At 43.7% G+C, this 18,039-nt stretch carries 13 protein-coding genes and 1 pseudogene; 6 read left to right on the top strand and 8 right to left on the bottom strand.

Annotated features, from left to right (window positions below; all coding sequences use genetic code 11):
* The first annotated feature begins 81 nt into the window (after nt 1-81).
* The 3 genes from ACL2XJ_RS19095 to ACL2XJ_RS19085 all read left to right on the top strand — a co-directional run bounded on the left by ACL2XJ_RS19095 (nt 82) and on the right by ACL2XJ_RS19085 (nt 4,450).
* Nucleotides 82-2,067: a CocE/NonD family hydrolase gene (locus ACL2XJ_RS19095; RefSeq protein WP_133824185.1), complete on the top strand. Its 1,986-nt coding sequence runs from the start codon at nt 82-84 to the stop codon at nt 2,065-2,067.
* 49 nt (nt 2,068-2,116) lie between these two features.
* Entirely contained in the window at nt 2,117-2,764 is a 648-nt protein-coding gene (locus tag ACL2XJ_RS19090; RefSeq protein ID WP_133824184.1) for a TetR/AcrR family transcriptional regulator, read from the top strand.
* Between the two features lie 219 nt (nt 2,765-2,983).
* A complete protein-coding gene (locus ACL2XJ_RS19085; protein WP_208294505.1) occupies nt 2,984-4,450 on the top strand; it encodes a glycoside hydrolase family 1 protein in 1,467 nt (488 codons plus the stop codon).
* 284 nt (nt 4,451-4,734) lie between these two features.
* On the opposite strand, the gene ACL2XJ_RS19080 is transcribed toward ACL2XJ_RS19085, so the two are convergent.
* On the bottom strand, nt 4,735-8,388 hold the full coding sequence (locus ACL2XJ_RS19080; protein ID WP_413724148.1) for a DNA-binding protein: 3,654 nt from the start codon (nt 8,386-8,388) through the stop codon (nt 4,735-4,737).
* A gap of 46 nt (nt 8,389-8,434) precedes the next feature.
* On the opposite strand from ACL2XJ_RS19080, the gene ACL2XJ_RS19075 reads away from it, so the two are divergent.
* Nucleotides 8,435-9,603, top strand: a protein-coding gene (locus ACL2XJ_RS19075; protein WP_413724147.1) for an IS3 family transposase whose coding sequence is annotated in 2 segments (ribosomal slippage) — nt 8,435-8,684 and nt 8,684-9,603 — 1,170 coding nt in all. Because the reading frame shifts where the segments join, the coding sequence is not laid out codon by codon here.
* Here the strand turns inward: ACL2XJ_RS19075 and ACL2XJ_RS19070 are convergent.
* Complete coding sequence (locus ACL2XJ_RS19070; RefSeq protein ID WP_413724146.1) at nt 9,578-9,826, bottom strand: hypothetical protein; 249 nt, start codon at nt 9,824-9,826, stop codon at nt 9,578-9,580. The genes ACL2XJ_RS19075 and ACL2XJ_RS19070 overlap by 26 nt on opposite strands.
* 645 nt (nt 9,827-10,471) lie before the next feature.
* Nucleotides 10,472-11,419, bottom strand: coding sequence for an ArdC family protein (locus tag ACL2XJ_RS19065; RefSeq protein ID WP_413724145.1), 948 nt, complete (start codon nt 11,417-11,419; stop codon nt 10,472-10,474).
* Nucleotides 11,420-11,794: 375 nt separating this feature from the next.
* On the opposite strand from ACL2XJ_RS19065, the pseudogene ACL2XJ_RS19060 reads away from it, so the two are divergent.
* Nucleotides 11,795-11,974 (top strand): annotated as a pseudogene (locus ACL2XJ_RS19060) (hypothetical protein); the annotation flags it as partial.
* A gap of 77 nt (nt 11,975-12,051) precedes the next feature.
* Here ACL2XJ_RS19060 and ACL2XJ_RS19055 read toward each other — a convergent pair.
* Nucleotides 12,052-14,388 carry a helicase-related protein gene (locus ACL2XJ_RS19055; protein WP_413724144.1) on the bottom strand — a complete coding sequence of 779 codons (2,337 nt, stop codon included), beginning with the start codon at nt 14,386-14,388 and terminating at the stop codon, nt 12,052-12,054.
* Nucleotides 14,355-15,254, bottom strand: a complete 900-nt coding sequence (locus tag ACL2XJ_RS19050) for a DUF1837 domain-containing protein (RefSeq protein WP_413724143.1) — start codon at nt 15,252-15,254, stop codon at nt 14,355-14,357. The genes ACL2XJ_RS19055 and ACL2XJ_RS19050 overlap by 34 nt, the downstream gene beginning before the upstream one ends.
* A 398-nt stretch (nt 15,255-15,652) precedes the next feature.
* Between ACL2XJ_RS19050 and ACL2XJ_RS19045 the strand changes: the two genes are divergently transcribed.
* A complete protein-coding gene (locus ACL2XJ_RS19045) occupies nt 15,653-15,844 on the top strand; it encodes a hypothetical protein (RefSeq protein ID WP_413724142.1) in 192 nt (63 codons plus the stop codon).
* A 34-nt stretch (nt 15,845-15,878) separates the two neighbouring features.
* Here the strand turns inward: ACL2XJ_RS19045 and ACL2XJ_RS19040 are convergent, their stop codons facing one another.
* The 3 genes from ACL2XJ_RS19040 to ACL2XJ_RS19030 form a co-directional block, all read right to left on the bottom strand.
* Complete coding sequence (locus ACL2XJ_RS19040; protein ID WP_413724141.1) at nt 15,879-16,346, bottom strand: hypothetical protein; 468 nt, start codon at nt 16,344-16,346, stop codon at nt 15,879-15,881.
* Between the two features lie 269 nt (nt 16,347-16,615).
* Nucleotides 16,616-17,191: a putative toxin-antitoxin system toxin component, PIN family gene (locus ACL2XJ_RS19035; RefSeq protein WP_413724140.1), complete on the bottom strand. Its 576-nt coding sequence runs from the start codon at nt 17,189-17,191 to the stop codon at nt 16,616-16,618.
* 3 nt (nt 17,192-17,194) lie between these two features.
* The gene (locus tag ACL2XJ_RS19030) at nt 17,195-17,659 is read right to left on the bottom strand and encodes a helix-turn-helix domain-containing protein (RefSeq protein ID WP_413726925.1); all 465 of its coding nucleotides are present in this window, start codon (nt 17,657-17,659) and stop codon (nt 17,195-17,197) included.
* Nucleotides 17,660-18,039 lie beyond the last annotated feature (380 nt).

Here is an 18,039-nt window from a genome sequence, read left to right as displayed (position 1 = left end):
GTGGTCCGGCAACAAGCAGATTGACTTGTAAACGATCCGCTTTAGAATTAAATCATCAATTGATGATTTAAAGAGGGTGTGATGAATAAAGTGAAACCAGCTGGCCCGGAAGTTTCACGACGCTCGCTACTGGCGGGTGCAGTGGGAATGGCCGTTACACATATGATGATGCCGCGACTGGCATTTGCTCAGAGCGGCAGTACAAACGGGAATCGTATCGTGCAAAATACAAAAATTTATGGCGACAGCGCTTATTCTGTCTGGTATCGGCGTCCGCTGCCTCTTAATGCTCCCCGCGCTCGCTATCCCGGATTTTCTCCCGGCACGACTCTGCTAAAAAAAGGGACCATCCGGCGTGAGGGGGCAAAACCACTGCCCTGTGACATCATTTTTGAGCGGGACGTTGCGCTTAAAATGCGTGACGGTACAACCATTTATACGGATGTGTTCCGCCCGGTAGCGGAAGGGAAATACCCGGCCCTGGTAGCATGGAGTCCCTATGGAAAAGAGATAGGCGGTCAGTGGCTGGATGATATACACGAGCGCTCCGGCGTGCCGCTGGAGTGGGTCTCAGAACTTCAGAAGTTTGAAGGCCCCGATCCGGCTTTCTGGGTCAACGAAGGCTACGTTATTCTGAATCCAGATCCACGTGGGGCTTATAAATCTGAAGGTCATATCTCTTACTGGGGACGGCAGCTGGCTGAAGACGGTTATGATTTTATTGAATGGGCCGCGCAGCAGTCCTGGTCAAGTGGAAAAGTGGGGATGGCAGGAAACTCCTGGCTTGCCGTCTCGCAGTGGTTTATTGCAGCCGAGCAGCCTCCTCATCTCACGGCTATCGCGCCCTGGGAAGGGTTTGTCGATCATTTCAGAGAGACGGGCAATCGTGGAGGAATACCTGCGCCAGCATTTCCTGAAGTCATACTGAAATCTTTCGCCGGTGAGAACCTTGTCGAAGATCAGCCCCGGATGATAGTGGAAAAACAGCTGATGGATGCCTACTGGGAAGACAAAAAGGCAAGGCTTGAGCGTATCAGCATCCCGGCGTACGTTGTCGCAAGCTATACCAATCACGCTCATACCCACGGATCGTTTGCCGGTTACCGTCAGATAGCTTCAGAAGAAAAATGGCTGCGGGTTAATAACACAAACGAATGGCTGGATTTTTATACGCCCGCCTATTCGCAGGAGCTTCTGGCATTTTTTGACCATTATCTCAAGGGCCATAACAATGGCTGGGAAAACACCCCTCGCGTGCGTATCTGCGTCCTGGATGACGGCGGTACAGATATTGTTGACCGGACTGAAGACAGCTGGCCACTGCCCCATACTCATCTGAAAAAAATGTTTATTACTTCCGGCGCGCAGCTCAGCCCTCTGGGTCAGAACATACCGGCGTCTCTGTCCTATGACGTTTCCGGTGAAGGGAAAACGGAGCTTCACTTTACCTTCACGCAGGATACAGAGCTCACAGGCTACATGAAACTGAAGCTCTGGGTTGAAGCCCAGGGGGCTGATGATATGGAGCTTGAGGTTGGCGTTGAGAAACGAAGTAAAGACGGAAAACCGTTTGAACGTCTGCTGGGAGAAGGCGTGAAAGGTCCGGTGGTCGCATCCGGTCTACTGAGGGTTTCCCAGCGCGCGCTTGATCCCAAGCTGTCAACTGAAACAGAGCCATTCCACACGCACACCCGTGAAGAGAAGCTGCACGCTGGGGAGATTGTACCTGTGGAAATAGGTATCTGGCCGATGAGCATGCTTTATCATGCAGGTGAAAAACTGGTGCTGACCATTGCTGCACACCGCCCAATACCCACAAGTATTGACATGGGGTTTGGCTCTGCCGTCATTGAACTGCCAGCTTCCGGAGGAACCTTTATGCCAGGTGAGAAAATTAAACGTATTTCCCTCGGCGGTCCGGCGTCAACGCTTCTGCCATTTGTCAGTGAACAGCAGGTAGCTACCCCGGTGAGCCGGAATGCAGGCCGGCATATCATTCATTTTGGTGGAAAATATGACAGTTACCTTCAGATCCCGGTTGTGAGTAAAATGGGCATGGTATTTTGATCAGTAAAAAGCACCGGCCTGGTCCGGTGCTTATCAAAAACGGAATCACATGAGCTCACAAGAAAGCAGACCTTCAGTACGGGGTCGCCGCCCCGGCGGGGCAGTATCAGGGCGGGATGCGCTTCTTCCCGTAGCTACACGTTTTTTTTCACAAAATGGTTATGACGGTACATCTTTACGAAAAATCGCAGCTGAAGCCGGTGTGGATATGGCTCTGGTGGCGCGCCTTTTCGGTTCAAAATCCGATCTCTGGAATGCGGTTCTTGAACATCTGCTGGATAAGCAACGGCATCATCTTGAAGAAATCAGTGCAATTGAACACTCGTTCAGTATCAATCCAGCTGAAGGGTTTCGCCGGTTTATCCGCCACCTGACCGCTATCAGCGTGGAAATTCCAGAGTTTCCCTCGCTGCTGCTGAACGAGGCGGCGAGGGGCGACGAACGGCTTGAATACCTTCTCCTGCATCTGGTTACGCCGTTTCGTGACAGCTGTCTGCCCGTCATCAGACTGGCGATGGAGAAAGGCATCATCAGAAGTAATCAACCCTCGCTGACTTTTGCATTAATGATTTCAGCAATTTCGTTGCCTTTGATCACTCCAGGTCTGATCGATCCGGATGCCCCTCAATCCACCTCTCTTTCCTCTGATATTGCTGATGAGGCTATACGTCTGTTCGTTGTCTCTGAACATTCCTGAACCACTGACCTGTCGCATAAGTGCGCCATGCTTTTAGCAGGTGGCGTCTCAAAGAGACCGGCGATGTATGCAGGCAAACCCGTAAAAAAGAAAACGCTCACGCAATATATCATCTGTTGATGATATATTGCTGCTATACATGATGCCCGTCCCGGTTTTACCCGTCGGGACATCATAAAATTTTTCGTTAGCCTGATTATGTCAAAAGAGGAGTAAGCGATGAAAAACGGAATGCTGGCGTTAGGTATGACTGCAGTGATGAACATGGCCACTGCAGCTGACGTTCCTGATAATTTTCTGTGGGGGGCAGCTTCTGCTGCCTATCAGGTTGAGGGAGCAACAAATAAAGACGGTAAAGGCCGGTCTGTATGGGATTACTATCTTGATGAGAAGCACCTGGCCGGCCCCGGCATATCGGGGAGCGTTGCTATAAACTTTTACGACCGTGATCAGTACCTAAAAGATATCCAGCTGTTTAAAGAGCTCGGCCTGAACAGCTACCGCTTCTCTATCGCCTGGACACGTATTATCCCGGACGGGCAGGGGCCCGTAAATCTGAGTGCGGTTGCGCACTATCGGCAGTTCATTACCGACTTAGAGGCTGCTGGAATAAAGCCTCTGGTAACTCTGTATCACTGGGATATGCCTGAGTCGCTGTCTGCTGCGGGAGGATGGGAAAACCGGGAGTCGGTGGAATGGTTTCAACGTTATGCTGAGGTTATCTTTGCTAACTTCTCCGATCAGGTTGACCAGTTTGTACTGATTAATGAACCAACCGTTGAAGTTGCAACAAAAATCATGGCCGAGAAGCGGCTGAAAGGTGAGGAGCTTACACTCCCTCCTATTGTTCCTGCTGGTCCCTATCTCGAAACTTCCCTGAAGTCCTATAACCATATTCTGCTGGCCTCCGCAGCAGCAGCGGAGAGTTTTAAAGTAAAAGGCTACAAAGGCCGGCTGGGAATTGCTCTGCCATTTTTCCCGGTACTGACGACAGAGAACGCATCGGATGAAGACAAAGCTGATGCCAGACTTGTTGACGGCATTCTTAATCGCTGGTTCCTTGATGCCATGTACAAAGGAAGCTATCCGGCCGATGTACTCAAGCTGGCAGCAGACCGACACCTGAATATTGACGTCCAGCCCGGAGATGCAGAACGCATTCATGATGCGGGCTTGGGTTTTCTGGGCATTAATTACTATGCACCTTTCTTTATTCGCCATCAGAAAAATGCTTCAGAAGTCTATTCGCCCGAAATAATCTTCCCGAAAAATGAAAAGCTCGCCTTCAATGGCGCAGTAAGACCCGATCAGTTTTCCGCCCTGCTTGAGCGCGTGCGTGATGAGTACGGCAATCCACCGGTCATCATTACAGAAAATGGTGCAGGGTTTGAGGGTGAAGATCAGTTGACGAATGGAAAAGTGAACGATGTAAACCGCTGCCTGTATCTGGTAGACCACATCCATGCAATGAAGGAGTCGATTGCAAGGGGGGCTAATGTACAGGGTTATCACGTCTGGTCCAGTCATGACAATCTGGAATGGTTGAGTGGCTATAAAAGCCGCTTTGGCATGATATACGTGGACTATGATACCCAGAAGCGTACACCAAAACTCAGTGCGGAAATCTATGGAAAAATCATCCGCGGTGAAAATATCCGCGATGCTGACTGTAAAGCGGCAAACTAACTTCTGAATCGAAAGCATTCTGTTAGCCTGGCTTGGTCAGCCAGGCATTGATTAAAATTAACTGAGTCTGATGAGCTGTAGCTTATTGTGAGCAGTTTCTGATGAAGGTCCGCTCCTCGCTCACAGCGGACCTTGAGCTCGGTTAACTTCTCCGTACTAGGAGCGGACTGTTCAGCAACATACTGCTGAAAGAATCTAACATGTATAGAGACAATATAAGTTCGTTAACAGATTAACAAAAACAGGCAGAGACCTGCCAGTCCCGGCCTGAAAATGCTAAATCGCTAATCTTCATCCTCCAGATCGGGTTCGATAAAGACGGAGATTTTCCCACCTTCACGCTCCTGAAAACCTCTGATGATGCGTACTGCTTGCAGATGTTCAAGAATTGATATCACGCGTTCCCTGTTTGCAACAGCAATTGTTGCCTGGGTTCGATTGATGAATACATTTCTCAATTCATCTTCGCCCATTTGATGACATAGCCCGGCCAGTTGATGTTTATTCAGGCCTGTCACAATAAATCGCGTAAACAGCATGAGCTTGAATTCTTCATTACTGGTACTGTTAAACACCTGCAGCAGGACATCATGAGGGTAATTAAGGTCAGCGATATCAGACGCAATGAAATAATCAATGAATAGCGACACTAGGTCCGCTCTCTCTTGCACGGTAAAGTGCGCGTAGGTTATGACTTTTGTGAGCATGACGTTAAAGAAGCGCGCGTCTTTTTCTTTTCTTAGATAGAACTCGGGCTGCGTCAAAAACTCACTTTTGTACTGGTTGAACCAATAGACGAAGGCATCACTGATATTTTCATCTTGAACCGCATATTGAGCCGCAATTTTTTCATACACATCTGCGTCGAGAGGCAGTTTCTGCATGGCTACCAGGGTGCAGAAATGATGCGCGCTAAGCTGCTCATCAATTTCCCGCATGTTAATCTCAATCGGTGCAACTAGGTTCTGATAAACCTGTTCTTCCAGGTCATCGTTGCAGATAATTTTCATATACAGCAGGTCATAGCGGTCGCCATCATAAACTTCTGGGGATGATTGCCCCAATACAGGCGCATGCTTTGTCACATAAGCCGTCAGTATCTCCATGTCGCAATCTTCGCAGATATAGTCTATTAGCGCCCCCCATCCCGGTGCGATGCGGTCATATCGGTAAAACAGGTCGTGATAGGAAATCGTTAGCTGGTCTTCGGTAAATTCTGCTTTAGCCGATATCCCGGACAGGTCGGCAAACGAGAAGGTCATGTTTCTGACGATATCGCCTTTGGAATCGTCGCTTAGAGAGGTGCGGGTCAGAACATAGCGGGTACAGGCGGCATCCTCAGCGGAGTAGATAAACACATCCCTGACGAATATATCGATGTTTTGACTGAAGTAATCAGAAACCTCACTGAGTTTATGCTCATAGGCGAGCGTCCAGGGTTTCCTTACCGCCTCTTCAGGCGTTATGTTGTCAATAAGACACGAAATGGCAATGCCTACATTGTGTCTGGTTAACTGATAAAGACTGTTTTGCGCAACAAACTGCAGACAATACCGCTCCGTTGGCGTTATAGGTTCGAACAGCTCGTCATAGCATGCATCCGCCTGTTGTACATGACGCATGAACGCTTCCTGATTCTCCTCTGTGAGCTGAGAGATGATGCGACAGCCCAGCGAATGAATAAGCTGGCGGTATTGCGGTTTATCTAGCGCATGTTCAGGCGATACGCAGGCTATCACGCTGATAGCAATATCGTTGGTGAATTTTTCACCCGGCTGTCCTGCGAGAACGGCAACCATTCTGTCAAGATAATCATTTTTTTGCAGTGCAGTAACGATTAACTTATCGAAGGTCTCGGGTTTGCCAAATCGGCTATAAAGTTCAGTAAAAACAGTAAGGATGTGTTCATCGGACTTGCTGAATAGCGAAGCGAACATGCCCACCAGATGTTCATCTTCGTTATTAATCAGATGAGTCACCAGTTGATGATGAAGCGCGCCATCGGCATAAATACGGTTATATTCAACCAGTTCGCTGATGACTCTATTCTCGTCATCGATAAAATATTCACCGTTTGAGGTTGCGCAGCTCAGATCCTGACCGACGACTTTCAGAAAGTCGTTATCATTTACGGTCATTGATCCTTCATGGAAAATAGAGCGGTAGGCCATGAAGTCTTGCATCACCAGACCATCGGACAGCAGCAGATACAAAGCGTCTAAGCCGCCATTGCGCATATCGGCACACAAGGCATGAAGCTGCTGTTCAGAGACGAAGTCATGACCCTCCATCGCCTCAAGATACCCCTGCGCAATCTCTGCAAATTTTTCACGCCCGATGATTAGCGTAAGTTCTCGCAGCGAAAGGGCATTTTTTAATTTTATTGACTCTTTAAGTTCCTTTATTTTTATTTGCAGCTCACTAAAAGCCGAGTTTTTATCTTTACCCATTTTGGTTTTTCGTTTCAGGTATTCTTCTTTTAATTGTTCTCTTAATGCTCTATCAAAAAGTGAGAGTGATTTCATTTGATAATTAAAAAAGTAACCTATATATAAATTTTCCTTTCGCGATAAAAATTCTAAAAAGCTATTCTCATCATCAATTAAAACCAAGGTGGGTAGGTGATAAAAATCATTGTGTCCATTTCCCGTACCAAAATAAACGCCATCCCAGAGCATTTTTGGAATATATCGGCACACTATATCCTCTCTGATTCCCCTGTGGTCATACATAGGCTCATGATTAAGATGTTCTATTTCAGCCTGTAAAAGTTCTAGTTTTGTTTCCAGAGAGTCGAAATGATTACGATGAAGTTTGCGAGTTCGATAGTCGCGAATAAATGAATATAAAACCCCTGTTTTCTTATCGGTAAGGAAGTAGTCTAAAGCGTAGATGTTTTTATAAAACACTAGCGATAACAGTTTAATCTTATCTTTGCCGTTATCAACGATATTGCTGAACACATGGTACTCATTGACTAAATTCTGCAGGCTGCGCATGTCATTTATATATGACGAAATGTCTTTCAGATAGCTATCGTTATGCGTGTCGAGCGACATTTTCCTCTTTAATAACGTAAACGCGTTTCTGCTGTCCATAAATGGAATGACGGGAAGAATGAAATCAAAGAATTTAGTTCTAGCATCAGCACCTAGAAATAAGTCGTCTCTTACCGCATAAACAAACCTGACCGGATTACCATCAACAATATTGTTATTAACTATTTTGTTAATTTCACGCAGCTTAACGAAAATCTCAGGCGTTCCTAGCCTGTCAAGATCTTCAAAGATAACCACCTTATATTCCAGCCTGGTGAAAAAATACACGATCTCGTCAAGACAGTTATTCAGTAAGGATGGCGTCTCTTGGTCGCTTGCCTCTACATCTCCGCTTAAAAGGGCGATCTTGCTCAGCTTAAGCTTCTTATCAAAAATACCGATTCTAGATGCGCTGGCAGTTATAAAGTACAGCGAGGTAAAAGCCAGCAAAACTAATATAATGCCTTTTATGATGTAGTGTGCATTAAACACCTCGATCCAGGATGGCGGAAGGCTTAGAAACTCTGCAATTGTTTTGAAATAGATAATAAATGCGGCTACCGCGATGGGCGTAATGACTTTAAGTAAGGCCCGATAAGTTCCTCTGACATAGTGAGGGCCCCTGTCGATTATTCTGTCTATCCTTGAGTCAGGAAGCTTCTCTCTATTCTCTTTATAAAGAATTTGTTGCAGGATACTGAGTTCAACCTCTTGGTGAGTGGGGCTGACGGTTGTTTCATTTTCCGTCATATCGAACCCTGCAAGAGATACATTGATGTATTTATCATCGCAGTGATATTTCATAAATGATGAAATAACCGTACTTTTCCCTGCGCCATAGCTCCCTGTGATGGCAATGTTTCTTACGTCTTTCTGAAGTGGTTTACTGAATTTGGCCACCTGAACAGAGGTGATATGCTCACCTCAGAACAACACAGGTGCACCAATGAAAAGAAGAAATTTTAGTCCTGAATTCAAACGTGAGTCCGCTCAGTTGGTTGTCGACCAAAATTACACCGTTTCTGACGCCGCTAAGGCTATGGATGTGGGGCTTTCCACGATGACTAAATGGGTAAAACAGCTGCGTGATGAACGACAGGGCAAAACGCCAAAAGCCTCTCCTATCACACCGGAACAAATCGAAATACGTGAGCTCAGGAAGAAGGTGCAACGTATTGAAATGGAAAACGAAATATTAAAAAAGGCTACCGCGCTCTTGATGTCAGACTCCCTGAACAGTTCTCGATAATCGGGAAACTCAGGGCGCGTTATCCTGTGGCCACACTCTGCCATGTGTTCGGGGTTCATCGCAGCAGCTACAAATACTGGAAAAACCGTCCTGAAAAGCCAGACGGCAGACGGGCTGTATTACGCAGTCAGGTACTTGAGCTGCATGGCATCAGCCACGGTTCGGCCGGAGCAAGAAGCATCGCCACAATGGCAACCCAGAGAGGCTATCGGATGGGGCGCTGGCTTGCTGGCAGGCTCATGAAAGAACTGGGGCTGGTCAGTTGCCAGCAAGCGACTCACCGGTATAAGCGTGGCGGTCATGAACACGTTGCTATCCCGAATCACCTTGAGCGACAGTTCGCCGTAACACAGCCAAACCTGGTATGGTGCGGTGATGTGACCTATATCTGGACAGGCAAACGCTGGGCATACCTCGCTGTTGTTCTCGATCTGTTTGCAAGAAAGCCAGTGGGCTGGGCAATGTCGTTCTCGCCGGACAGTAGACTCACCATGAAAGCACTGGAAATGGCATGGGAAACTCGGGGTAAGCCCGCAGGAGTGATGTTCCACAGCGATCAGGGCAGTCATTATACGAGCAGGCAGTTCCGGCAGTTACTGTGGCGTTACCGGATCAGACAGAGTATGAGCCGGCGTGGAAACTGTTGGGATAATAGCCCAATGGAACGCTTCTTCCGGAGTCTGAAAAACGAATGGGTGCCAGTGACAGGTTACGTAAGCTTCAGCGATGCGACTCACGCTATAACGGACTATATCGTTAGATATTACAGCGCACTCAGGCCGCACGAATATAACGGTGGGTTGCCACCAAACGAATCAGAAAATCGATACTGGAAAAACTCTAACGTGGTGGCCAGTTTTTGTTGACCACTTCATTCTGAGACAAGGCATATTTTAGGGCAATGAAATACTCTCGCATACTGGCATCATTGATGGTTTTCGGCGCTAAGGTGTCATAGCGATCACCTAATTCTTCTTCCATCAGACTCAACCCCTGCTCTGCGCTCTGTAGTTGATCTTTTGCCTGGCGCTTAACCAGCCACGCTTCCATCTTCCCGCACAGATCTATTGCCCAACTCAACACACTCATTCAGCGACTCCATTTTGCCAGTACCCGATTACGATAAGCGGAAATTCCGACTGTGTTTAGTGACGCCCAGAATAATCCTGATGGTTATATCGTAGCGTTTCAACACGATGAAAACATATTCTTTTTTGAGTTACTCGTGCGGATTCAGATTTGGCATGTATGAGAAGGCATCTCTGGGGGTCATGACACGGCCTCAGCTCTGTGTACCAAGTAACACAGCATGTTGCGCTCCTAAGTCGAAGCTCTTGCATAGGTTGCTGGCAACATGATGTAGCTTATCCATAATTTGGTACTGTCCGGTCCAGCATTAATGCTCCGCTACATAGGCTGCAACTGTTTGCATCTTGGAAAACGAGCTATGCACTTTAAGAGGTATTAGCAAGCATGACTTCCGCTTCTCGCTCGTTGCTGACCGTCATGCTGAATCGTGTTCTAACAAATAACACGGCCAGATCAAGTCTGAGCCAATACACCTAAAGTGATGAGCGGGCTCTTTGCCGCCCGCCCCCGCAGCCTGCGAATTTTTCCTAACACACAGTGCCACGAAAAATTCGTAGGGAGGTTAAACCTTTAACACCACCACGACTCTGCCCACAAGAATATATTGTCAAAGCCACATTCCTTTGTGGCTTCTTACCTCTGTCCTCAAGCTATATCCATCAAATAACGATGCGCTTTCGCTGCCGCACTGGCGGCTTTGAAAATATAGCGTTTGTCGTTTTTCAGTGCTTTCAGCCAAGAAGCGATGTAGCTTTCGTGCTGGACCTCCCCGACAATCCCCAGATCCGCCATCAGGAAGGCGCTTCCCAGCTCGGCGATCAGCTCCTCAAACACATAATCCTCACTGCCAAATTTCCCTTTCATCTCGCGATTCAGGCGGCCTCTACCACCACTCCAGTGCACCAGCTCATGCAGGCCGGTAGCGTAGAAGTTGGCCGCATCAGCGAAAAGATGGCGCTCCGGTAGCCAGACCTCATCAGTTGATGGGCTGAAAAAGGCGTATTGTCCTTTCTCGATGATGTTTGCGCCACTATTGCGGAACAGATTTTCAGCCTGTGGCGAAGGGTCAAAGGTTGCTTCCTGGCCGACTGTTTCAGTTGTCAGGACCAGGCCGTCGATTTGCTGAACATTAAATACGGTGAAGGTTTTCAGCATCGGGATATGGTCGATTTCTCCGGCGTCGTTTTCCTTCTCCAGCGTGGCGTAGAAAATGGCTGTTGTGCCATGTTCACCCTTGCGAACCTGTCCTCCTGCTGCCTGTGCCTGTTTGTAGGTCATCCAGCGTGAATCGCTGAAACCCTGTTTTGATGCACTGCACCACAGCAACATGATATTTACACCACTGTAGGCTACGCCGGTGGCGTAATTGGATGGCAGACCAGACATGCCCGATACGCGTTGCCACGGGCAGGACCACAGTTTTACACCGCCTTCAAGTGCTGCAATGATGTTGTCGGTAACGGTCTGATAAATATCCGTTCTGGTTTTAGACAATTTCGTTTTTGAGGAGCCTGACTGCTCCAGCGGGGATACGCTGGTCGCCGGTGCGGTGTTAGGGGCGCTTGTCCGGGTGGAACGCAGGGAAATCATCATGGTTTTTTCTCCGTCAGTGTGTGATTTTCGTCTTCGTATCGCCTGACGGTTCGCTTTCCCGGCAGCGTTCTGGCCCGCAAGGGCGCAGCATGCGTGTCATTTACCCTTGCGGAACGGGTTGTGTTGGGAAACGATTAACCGGAAGCAGATACGGAGAACGAAAAATGCACAGGAGAAAAAAACTTACCCATGCATAGCCGGGCTTAGCGCCCCTTGGTTCGCAGCGGTGAATTGGGTTTGGGGTTTGGGGTTTGGGGTTTGGGGTTTGGGGTTTGGGGTTTGGGGTTTGGGGTTTGGGGTTTGGGGTTTGGGGTTTGGGGTTTGGGCTGAGACTGTAATTAATATTAATAACAATACCTCTGTGAATCGCCATGTGTTTACAGACAAGCGATAAAGAAATGCAAAGTATCCCCGACGGACCTCTCGGTGAGCAAAGTGATTTATTTAATAATGCAGTCCGCGTCTAAAAAGTGGAGTATGCCGACCCAGAACTTTCGGTTGGCTATAGGCCGTTTTATTATCAAGTTCGCTGACTGCCTTAGCGGCCACCTTTAATCAGATGGAATTTCAACAGAATTATTTACGGGGTCGGAATGGCGTCAACGGAAAAATCTCGTTGACGCCATTTCATTCTATACATCATTATTTTTATTAACTATTTTTTCAAACCCTTCAAATTTTTCCTGTTCAAAAGAATCAAAACTTTCTTTTATTTCAATATCTTCATTAGCTTCATAATACTCTATAACTTTACTTGGAACACCATAGTCACTAGCTAAACGCCCCTTATCAGAAGTTGCGTTATACTCTAACTTTAACAACAACTTATCTATGCCTGAGACCTCATCAATAGCTTTACCTAATAGAGATGATTGTTGATATTTATACATTATATTAAAAACACCAAGATACTTAACAAGTTGATATTTCAAGGTATTGAAAATAAATGATGACGATTCACTTATTGCTTTATTTATTGTAAATGGTTTAAGTTTACTATCCCTTCGGGTAAGATTATACTTTACGCTACCTATGAATCCATCTTTCAAATATGCAGATAGCATATAGACAATAATAGGATAGAAACTCCCAGCGTTTTTACCTTTTTTGACCACGGTTTCAGTATCAATCAAAAATTTCAGTTTAGTATTCTTAACAATTGGCTTTATAATATAGAGAATCGACTTTAACCCATCAAAATTAATTGAAATGATTGGTGAGTTAATTAATTGGATTAAAGACTTTATTTTTTGCAATTCATCTATATTTAATCTTTTAATTCGTTTAAATATTTCAATCTTATCACTATGTGATATAACCCTGAACATTTTCATTATTTCATCGGGTATACCTAATTCATTCTGTTCCTGAATTATTCTTTCTTTTTCTTTAATATCTTCTAAACTCAGATATTCTTCATCAGTAATAAAATAGTCTATTTCATTTTTAATAGAGGTGGCATCATAGTTTTTATGTTTTATTTCATCATCAGACCCATCCAAAATCTCTTGAAATCTTTTATCAATAATTAATACCCTACCACTGTAATGATATAAAAAACGACCGGCTCTACCAGTGATATTTTTCGCATCAAATGTTTTTAAAACCTTATCTCCTTTATATGAGCTGAGTACAATAAGATTTTTAGCCGAAGTATTAACTCCTTCAGTTATTGTTGTTGTAGAAATTAAAACATCTAGATAACCTAAATTGAAAAAATTAATAATCTCTTTTTGTATATATTTAGGCACTAATCCATGATGAATAGCCACTTTGGATTTCAGGGCATTTATTACCACCCACTGTTCATTGTATTCATCTCTCAAGTAAAATGTTGCTTCTAAATGACTAATAAATTTATTTAAGTTGGGATCAAGCTGATAAACATTTTTACCAAGTAGATCTTTAGCTTTAGTTTCAGCAGTAGTTGGCCCTTTCGTGTATAAAATAACATTCTCATTTATACCTCGTATAGCTGAAACTATTTCCGCTATTTTCTCTGGGGCTTTATAGCTACTTTTTAAAGTAAAACTTAAGTTTTCATCAATATTAAAATCACCGTTTTTTATAAAAAAAACCTTTTTTCCTACAATTTCAAATTTATTATAATTCAGAGTGTTAAAATTATTTCTGGCCAAAAAAACATTAAATGACTGGTTACTATCATCATCAGGGAATTCAATATAAGGACCGACCAGTAAAACATCAGTGCATTTCATTAAAATATTTTGCAATGCTACTCTATATGCTGTATCTCTTTCATTCTCCTGATTAATAGAATCAATTAGATACTCATTATCAATTTTATAAACCTCATCAATGAAAACAAAATCTAAATCAACATTATTATTTTTGTCAATAAATGACAGATACCGTTCAGGTGTAAAAATATAAATATTCTTATCAGATATATCCTTCACCTCACTTAAAGTATGAATATTAAAATCTTTAAAATAGGTATAGTTTTTATCTAAAATAAGACGCTCATAATTTTCAGAAAGAAGTGCAATAGTAGGAAATATTAAAGCAATGTTTTTATATTTTTTTTGCTTTATTATTTCATAGATTAAGAATGTTTTTCCAAATGACGTTGTTGCCGATAAAAAGAACCTATTTATACCACCCTCTTTAAACCTATCTAAAATTTGCTTTTGAAACTTATGGATTTTAATATTTTCATCGACATACAATGAGCTTTCATAAAATATAGATGAAAATGTATTAAGATCAAAAACCTTAAAAGAACCATCTTGCTTAAACCTAGTAAATAGCAGATCATAATAATGAGGAACACCCGAAATATTTGATATATACTTTAGAAATTTCAAATCAGAGCTGGTTAAACGGAGATGTTTTATACTATCAAAATACGTACAAACTTCTTTTATAAAATCATAGTCAGTAATTTTTCCTGACATAAACGAGTTTAGTTTCTTTATGATATCAGAGGCTGCTTCGATTCGATCCATTTGATAACATCCTGTTTAATTTTCTTCACTTCATTTAATGGTAATAGAATAAAAAATATTTGATAATCAATGGATAAGTTATATTTTTTTGAAGCATAATTATCATTGATATGTTTAATCGCATTAGTAATCCGGTGATCGTATTCAGGATCTTTATCAGAATAGATAATCAAGATGGGGTATATTAATTTTAAATTGTATTTTTTTATTTCATCCAGTAAATTAATCTCTGGATTAATACTCCATGAGTCTATGATTTTTTCTATTTTACTATCTTTAATATTAAAATTATTCCTGTGATTAATCATTGCCAATATATTATTGGATAAATACATATCTGATAACGCTTTATCCAACCCTTCCACTGCACTTTTGATACAACTATCTAATGTTCCGCGAAATTTCACCTCACCAAACCACAAATCAATCTTATCAGCTGATTCAATTAGATGATAAGAGTCATAACCTTTTGTTTCAGAGTTTTCTAGTGGATTATAGAAATACCCCCTAGAAACCAAGGGCGTAGAATGATAAAAATGCTGAAGCATTGAATAAAGTATAACCTCCCCATAAAAACCGTATTTTATTTTTACAGTTTCATCTTGCCACTCATTATACCTAATTTTAATTTTCAAAGCCTGAATTAACAACTTAGAATAATCACTATCGTTCAGATCAAACTCATTGAATGAATAATCGATTATTGAATTGTAAATTACGCAAACCAAATCATCTTCTGACGCGCATAAAAAAGCATCATCATCAATATTACTTAAGCATGTACGCTCAATTTTTAGATCAGAATTAGGGAGTGAATATTGTTTAATCAATGTTTTTTTTAATAATTCACGTAAACATTCTCTCAAAATACTCTCCTACAATTTACAGTAGCAGATAAAATTTACGAGTAGTATAGCATTTACACTAAAAATTTCAAAAATAGCTTTGAATCACCACGGATAATCTAAACACGTCTGAGCAGCTTGAAGATGCTACCTTGTGCTTTCCTCCTCTAATTTCCCATATAGATGCACACCTACAAGTCCTAGAGGCAATGGAACACGACATGCAGATTCATCGCACTCGTGACAGATTTTTCAAAGCAACTGATCTGGTCACTATTAATTAACATGTCTTGGTGTTAGTAACTTCCTCTCTCGGTATGATCAGACAGTTAAACCTCTTGTCCCACTCAGTATGGATTTTTCGATGCACTTGCTAACCATGCTGATTTTTAAGGTTAAGCCATAGTAACGATCAACACATGCAAAGGTTTCTCATAATAGATTTAGTTAATATACTACTATTGGTGGTCATTCTGGTGGTCTTGACAGGGAGAGTTTTCAGGTTTAGCTTACATATTAGCCAGTTACTGGCAAAGGCGATCCCAGTCAGAGGAGCCAAAATTCTAGAAAAGCCCGCTCAGGGAACTGATGCGGGCTTTTTGCTTTCTTGATTTTCACACTTTATAGCGATAGCTGAAAATCTCATTACGATTCAAAATAAGGATAAAGTACTTTTTCTGCCTCCTCGTAAACGAAATCATGCGGCGTAACTTGCGAAGTCAGCACGACATTCACTGGATAACTTCCATGATTTATCCATTGTCCTAGATCCACTACTTCTCCAACTTCAGCACGGCTTTCCTTAATAGCAGCCATTCGAGTTGATGCAGCATAAAATTTGGGCTCACCAGGACCGTTACAACGTTGATAATTGATAACAGCAGATGAAGGAGGTGCGAAAACCTCGCTTACGTTGGAAATGTTAGTAGACGCAAAACGTCTAATTCTATACATAGAATCGGCGCCACCTTGATTTTGAAGCACCATAGTCAGTCCATTTGTTAATTTAGCTATCATGTCCTTGATATAATTAAAATCAACCCGGTCACAATCGATTCTATTTAACTGTTTAATGAGCTTATTCATCTCAACGCTAGACAAATATTTAGACAATTCAAAATCCTAAGTGCCCATTCACTGGCACCATGCCAGTATGCTCATGAGGTTAATTGAGTGATTCCCGATTCAACCCCGCCCATTTTTGAAATTGCTGTTTTGCTGCTCTTTTCCACGAATTAGGCTCAGCAATATGAGGAAAAACCGGCTTATGATCACTTCCGGGTTCAGTGCTGAATTCAATCAGAGATTCCTGAATCCCGGTCCTTCATATGCCCACACTTCTTGAGCAACTTCAGTGAGACAAAACCACCGCTTAAAACCTGCTAAATCATAAACTGGTAATTTCTAAGAGCCTTGACCGTCATGGGGAGTCCCTGCTTGAGTAGCATCTCCAAGAATTCTTCAGTCGCCATTGGCGGGTTTTTTAATGCGTTGCGTTGTAATCTGACGGCATTCAGCGCAACCGAGTGATTCAGATCAAAGAGATCCGAGATAAAATCATCTGGGTGAAGTGCTTCAATACCAAATCCTGCCAAGACTCCACTTGGAAAATCCTTCAAGTTCAGAGTCACAATCACATCAGCATTCGAACGGATTGCCACAGCCAGAACGTGCCTATCGTCGGGGTCAGGTAATGAGATACCCTCGATAAGCGTTTCAAATCCAGTAACATTTGCATCAGGCAGCGCCAGATTCATTAGATCCGTTGTTCGTGCCAGTGCCTCTGGGTTGATGTCGCTTCGCTGTAACAACAGATTACGCCGCCATTCATCATGAATTACCTCAGACCACTTAGGCTGGTACAAACCGGCCAAACCTAAATGCATCAGCAGATCGCGCAGTATTGCCGGATAAAGCACACAGGCATCAAGTACTACGGGATAAGGTGAATGCATCATGTGTCAATAACCTAACCCGAGTTCCTGAGCCTGTGCCGCAAGCTTCTGCATAGCCTCTTGGCTGTTAGCATCGCGCTCATTTTTGTAGGCCATCAAGTCTGCAAACAACACTCGACGGTGTCGGCCGGTTTTGTGATGCGGTAGATGGCCATCTTCGAGTAATTTCACCATGTGTGGCCGTGAAACATTTAAGATATTTGCAGCTTCCTGCGTCGTCAGTTCGGCATGCACCGGCACAACCTGTACGGCATTACCTTCAGCCAGCTCACCCAACACATTCATTAGCAACGTTAAGGCCGCGGTAGGTAGTTCGATCTGGTGTGAGACGTCATCCGCGTCTTTAATCAGAATCTGCTGCGTCTCAAGCTTTGTTGAAAGGAAAGCGGCCAAGGCACGCTGGCCACGTGTAGCCGTTTCTATTTCATGTTTTGCCGGAAGAGCCAGTCCGGTCAGCGTAGTATTCGTCATCATCATATCTCCATCGATTAACTATTGCTGAAAGAATAATCGAAATAAACGAAAAACGCAATAAACGAAACACTACCGATATGTTATCGTCGCATCCTGGCACACATGGAAAGAGTAACCGTACCTGACAGCTTAAGGCGAACAAGTACCTCGATCAGCGACAAAGCGGAAAGTGACTGGACCATATGAAGTATATATCTGGGATGTTGCGTAATGTCGTATGTGGTGAAAAAACGCGGGTGTTATCGTACCTCGGGGATGGTATCTTCAACCGTAAAATCATTGTGATGGAGTGCGGATCGTCCTTGTTCGCGAGAATTGTGTTTTCCGCGTCCAATATAAAGCCGGCCGCCCCCACCTCTTTACGGACGGACAAAGTG

It is taken from the genome of Sodalis sp. RH16 (genome assembly GCF_047324245.1).
Classification (GTDB): domain Bacteria; phylum Pseudomonadota; class Gammaproteobacteria; order Enterobacterales; family Enterobacteriaceae; genus Acerihabitans; species Acerihabitans ligni.
Note: the sequence above shows the minus strand (reverse complement) of the source record. Positions and strands in the feature narration are given on the sequence as shown.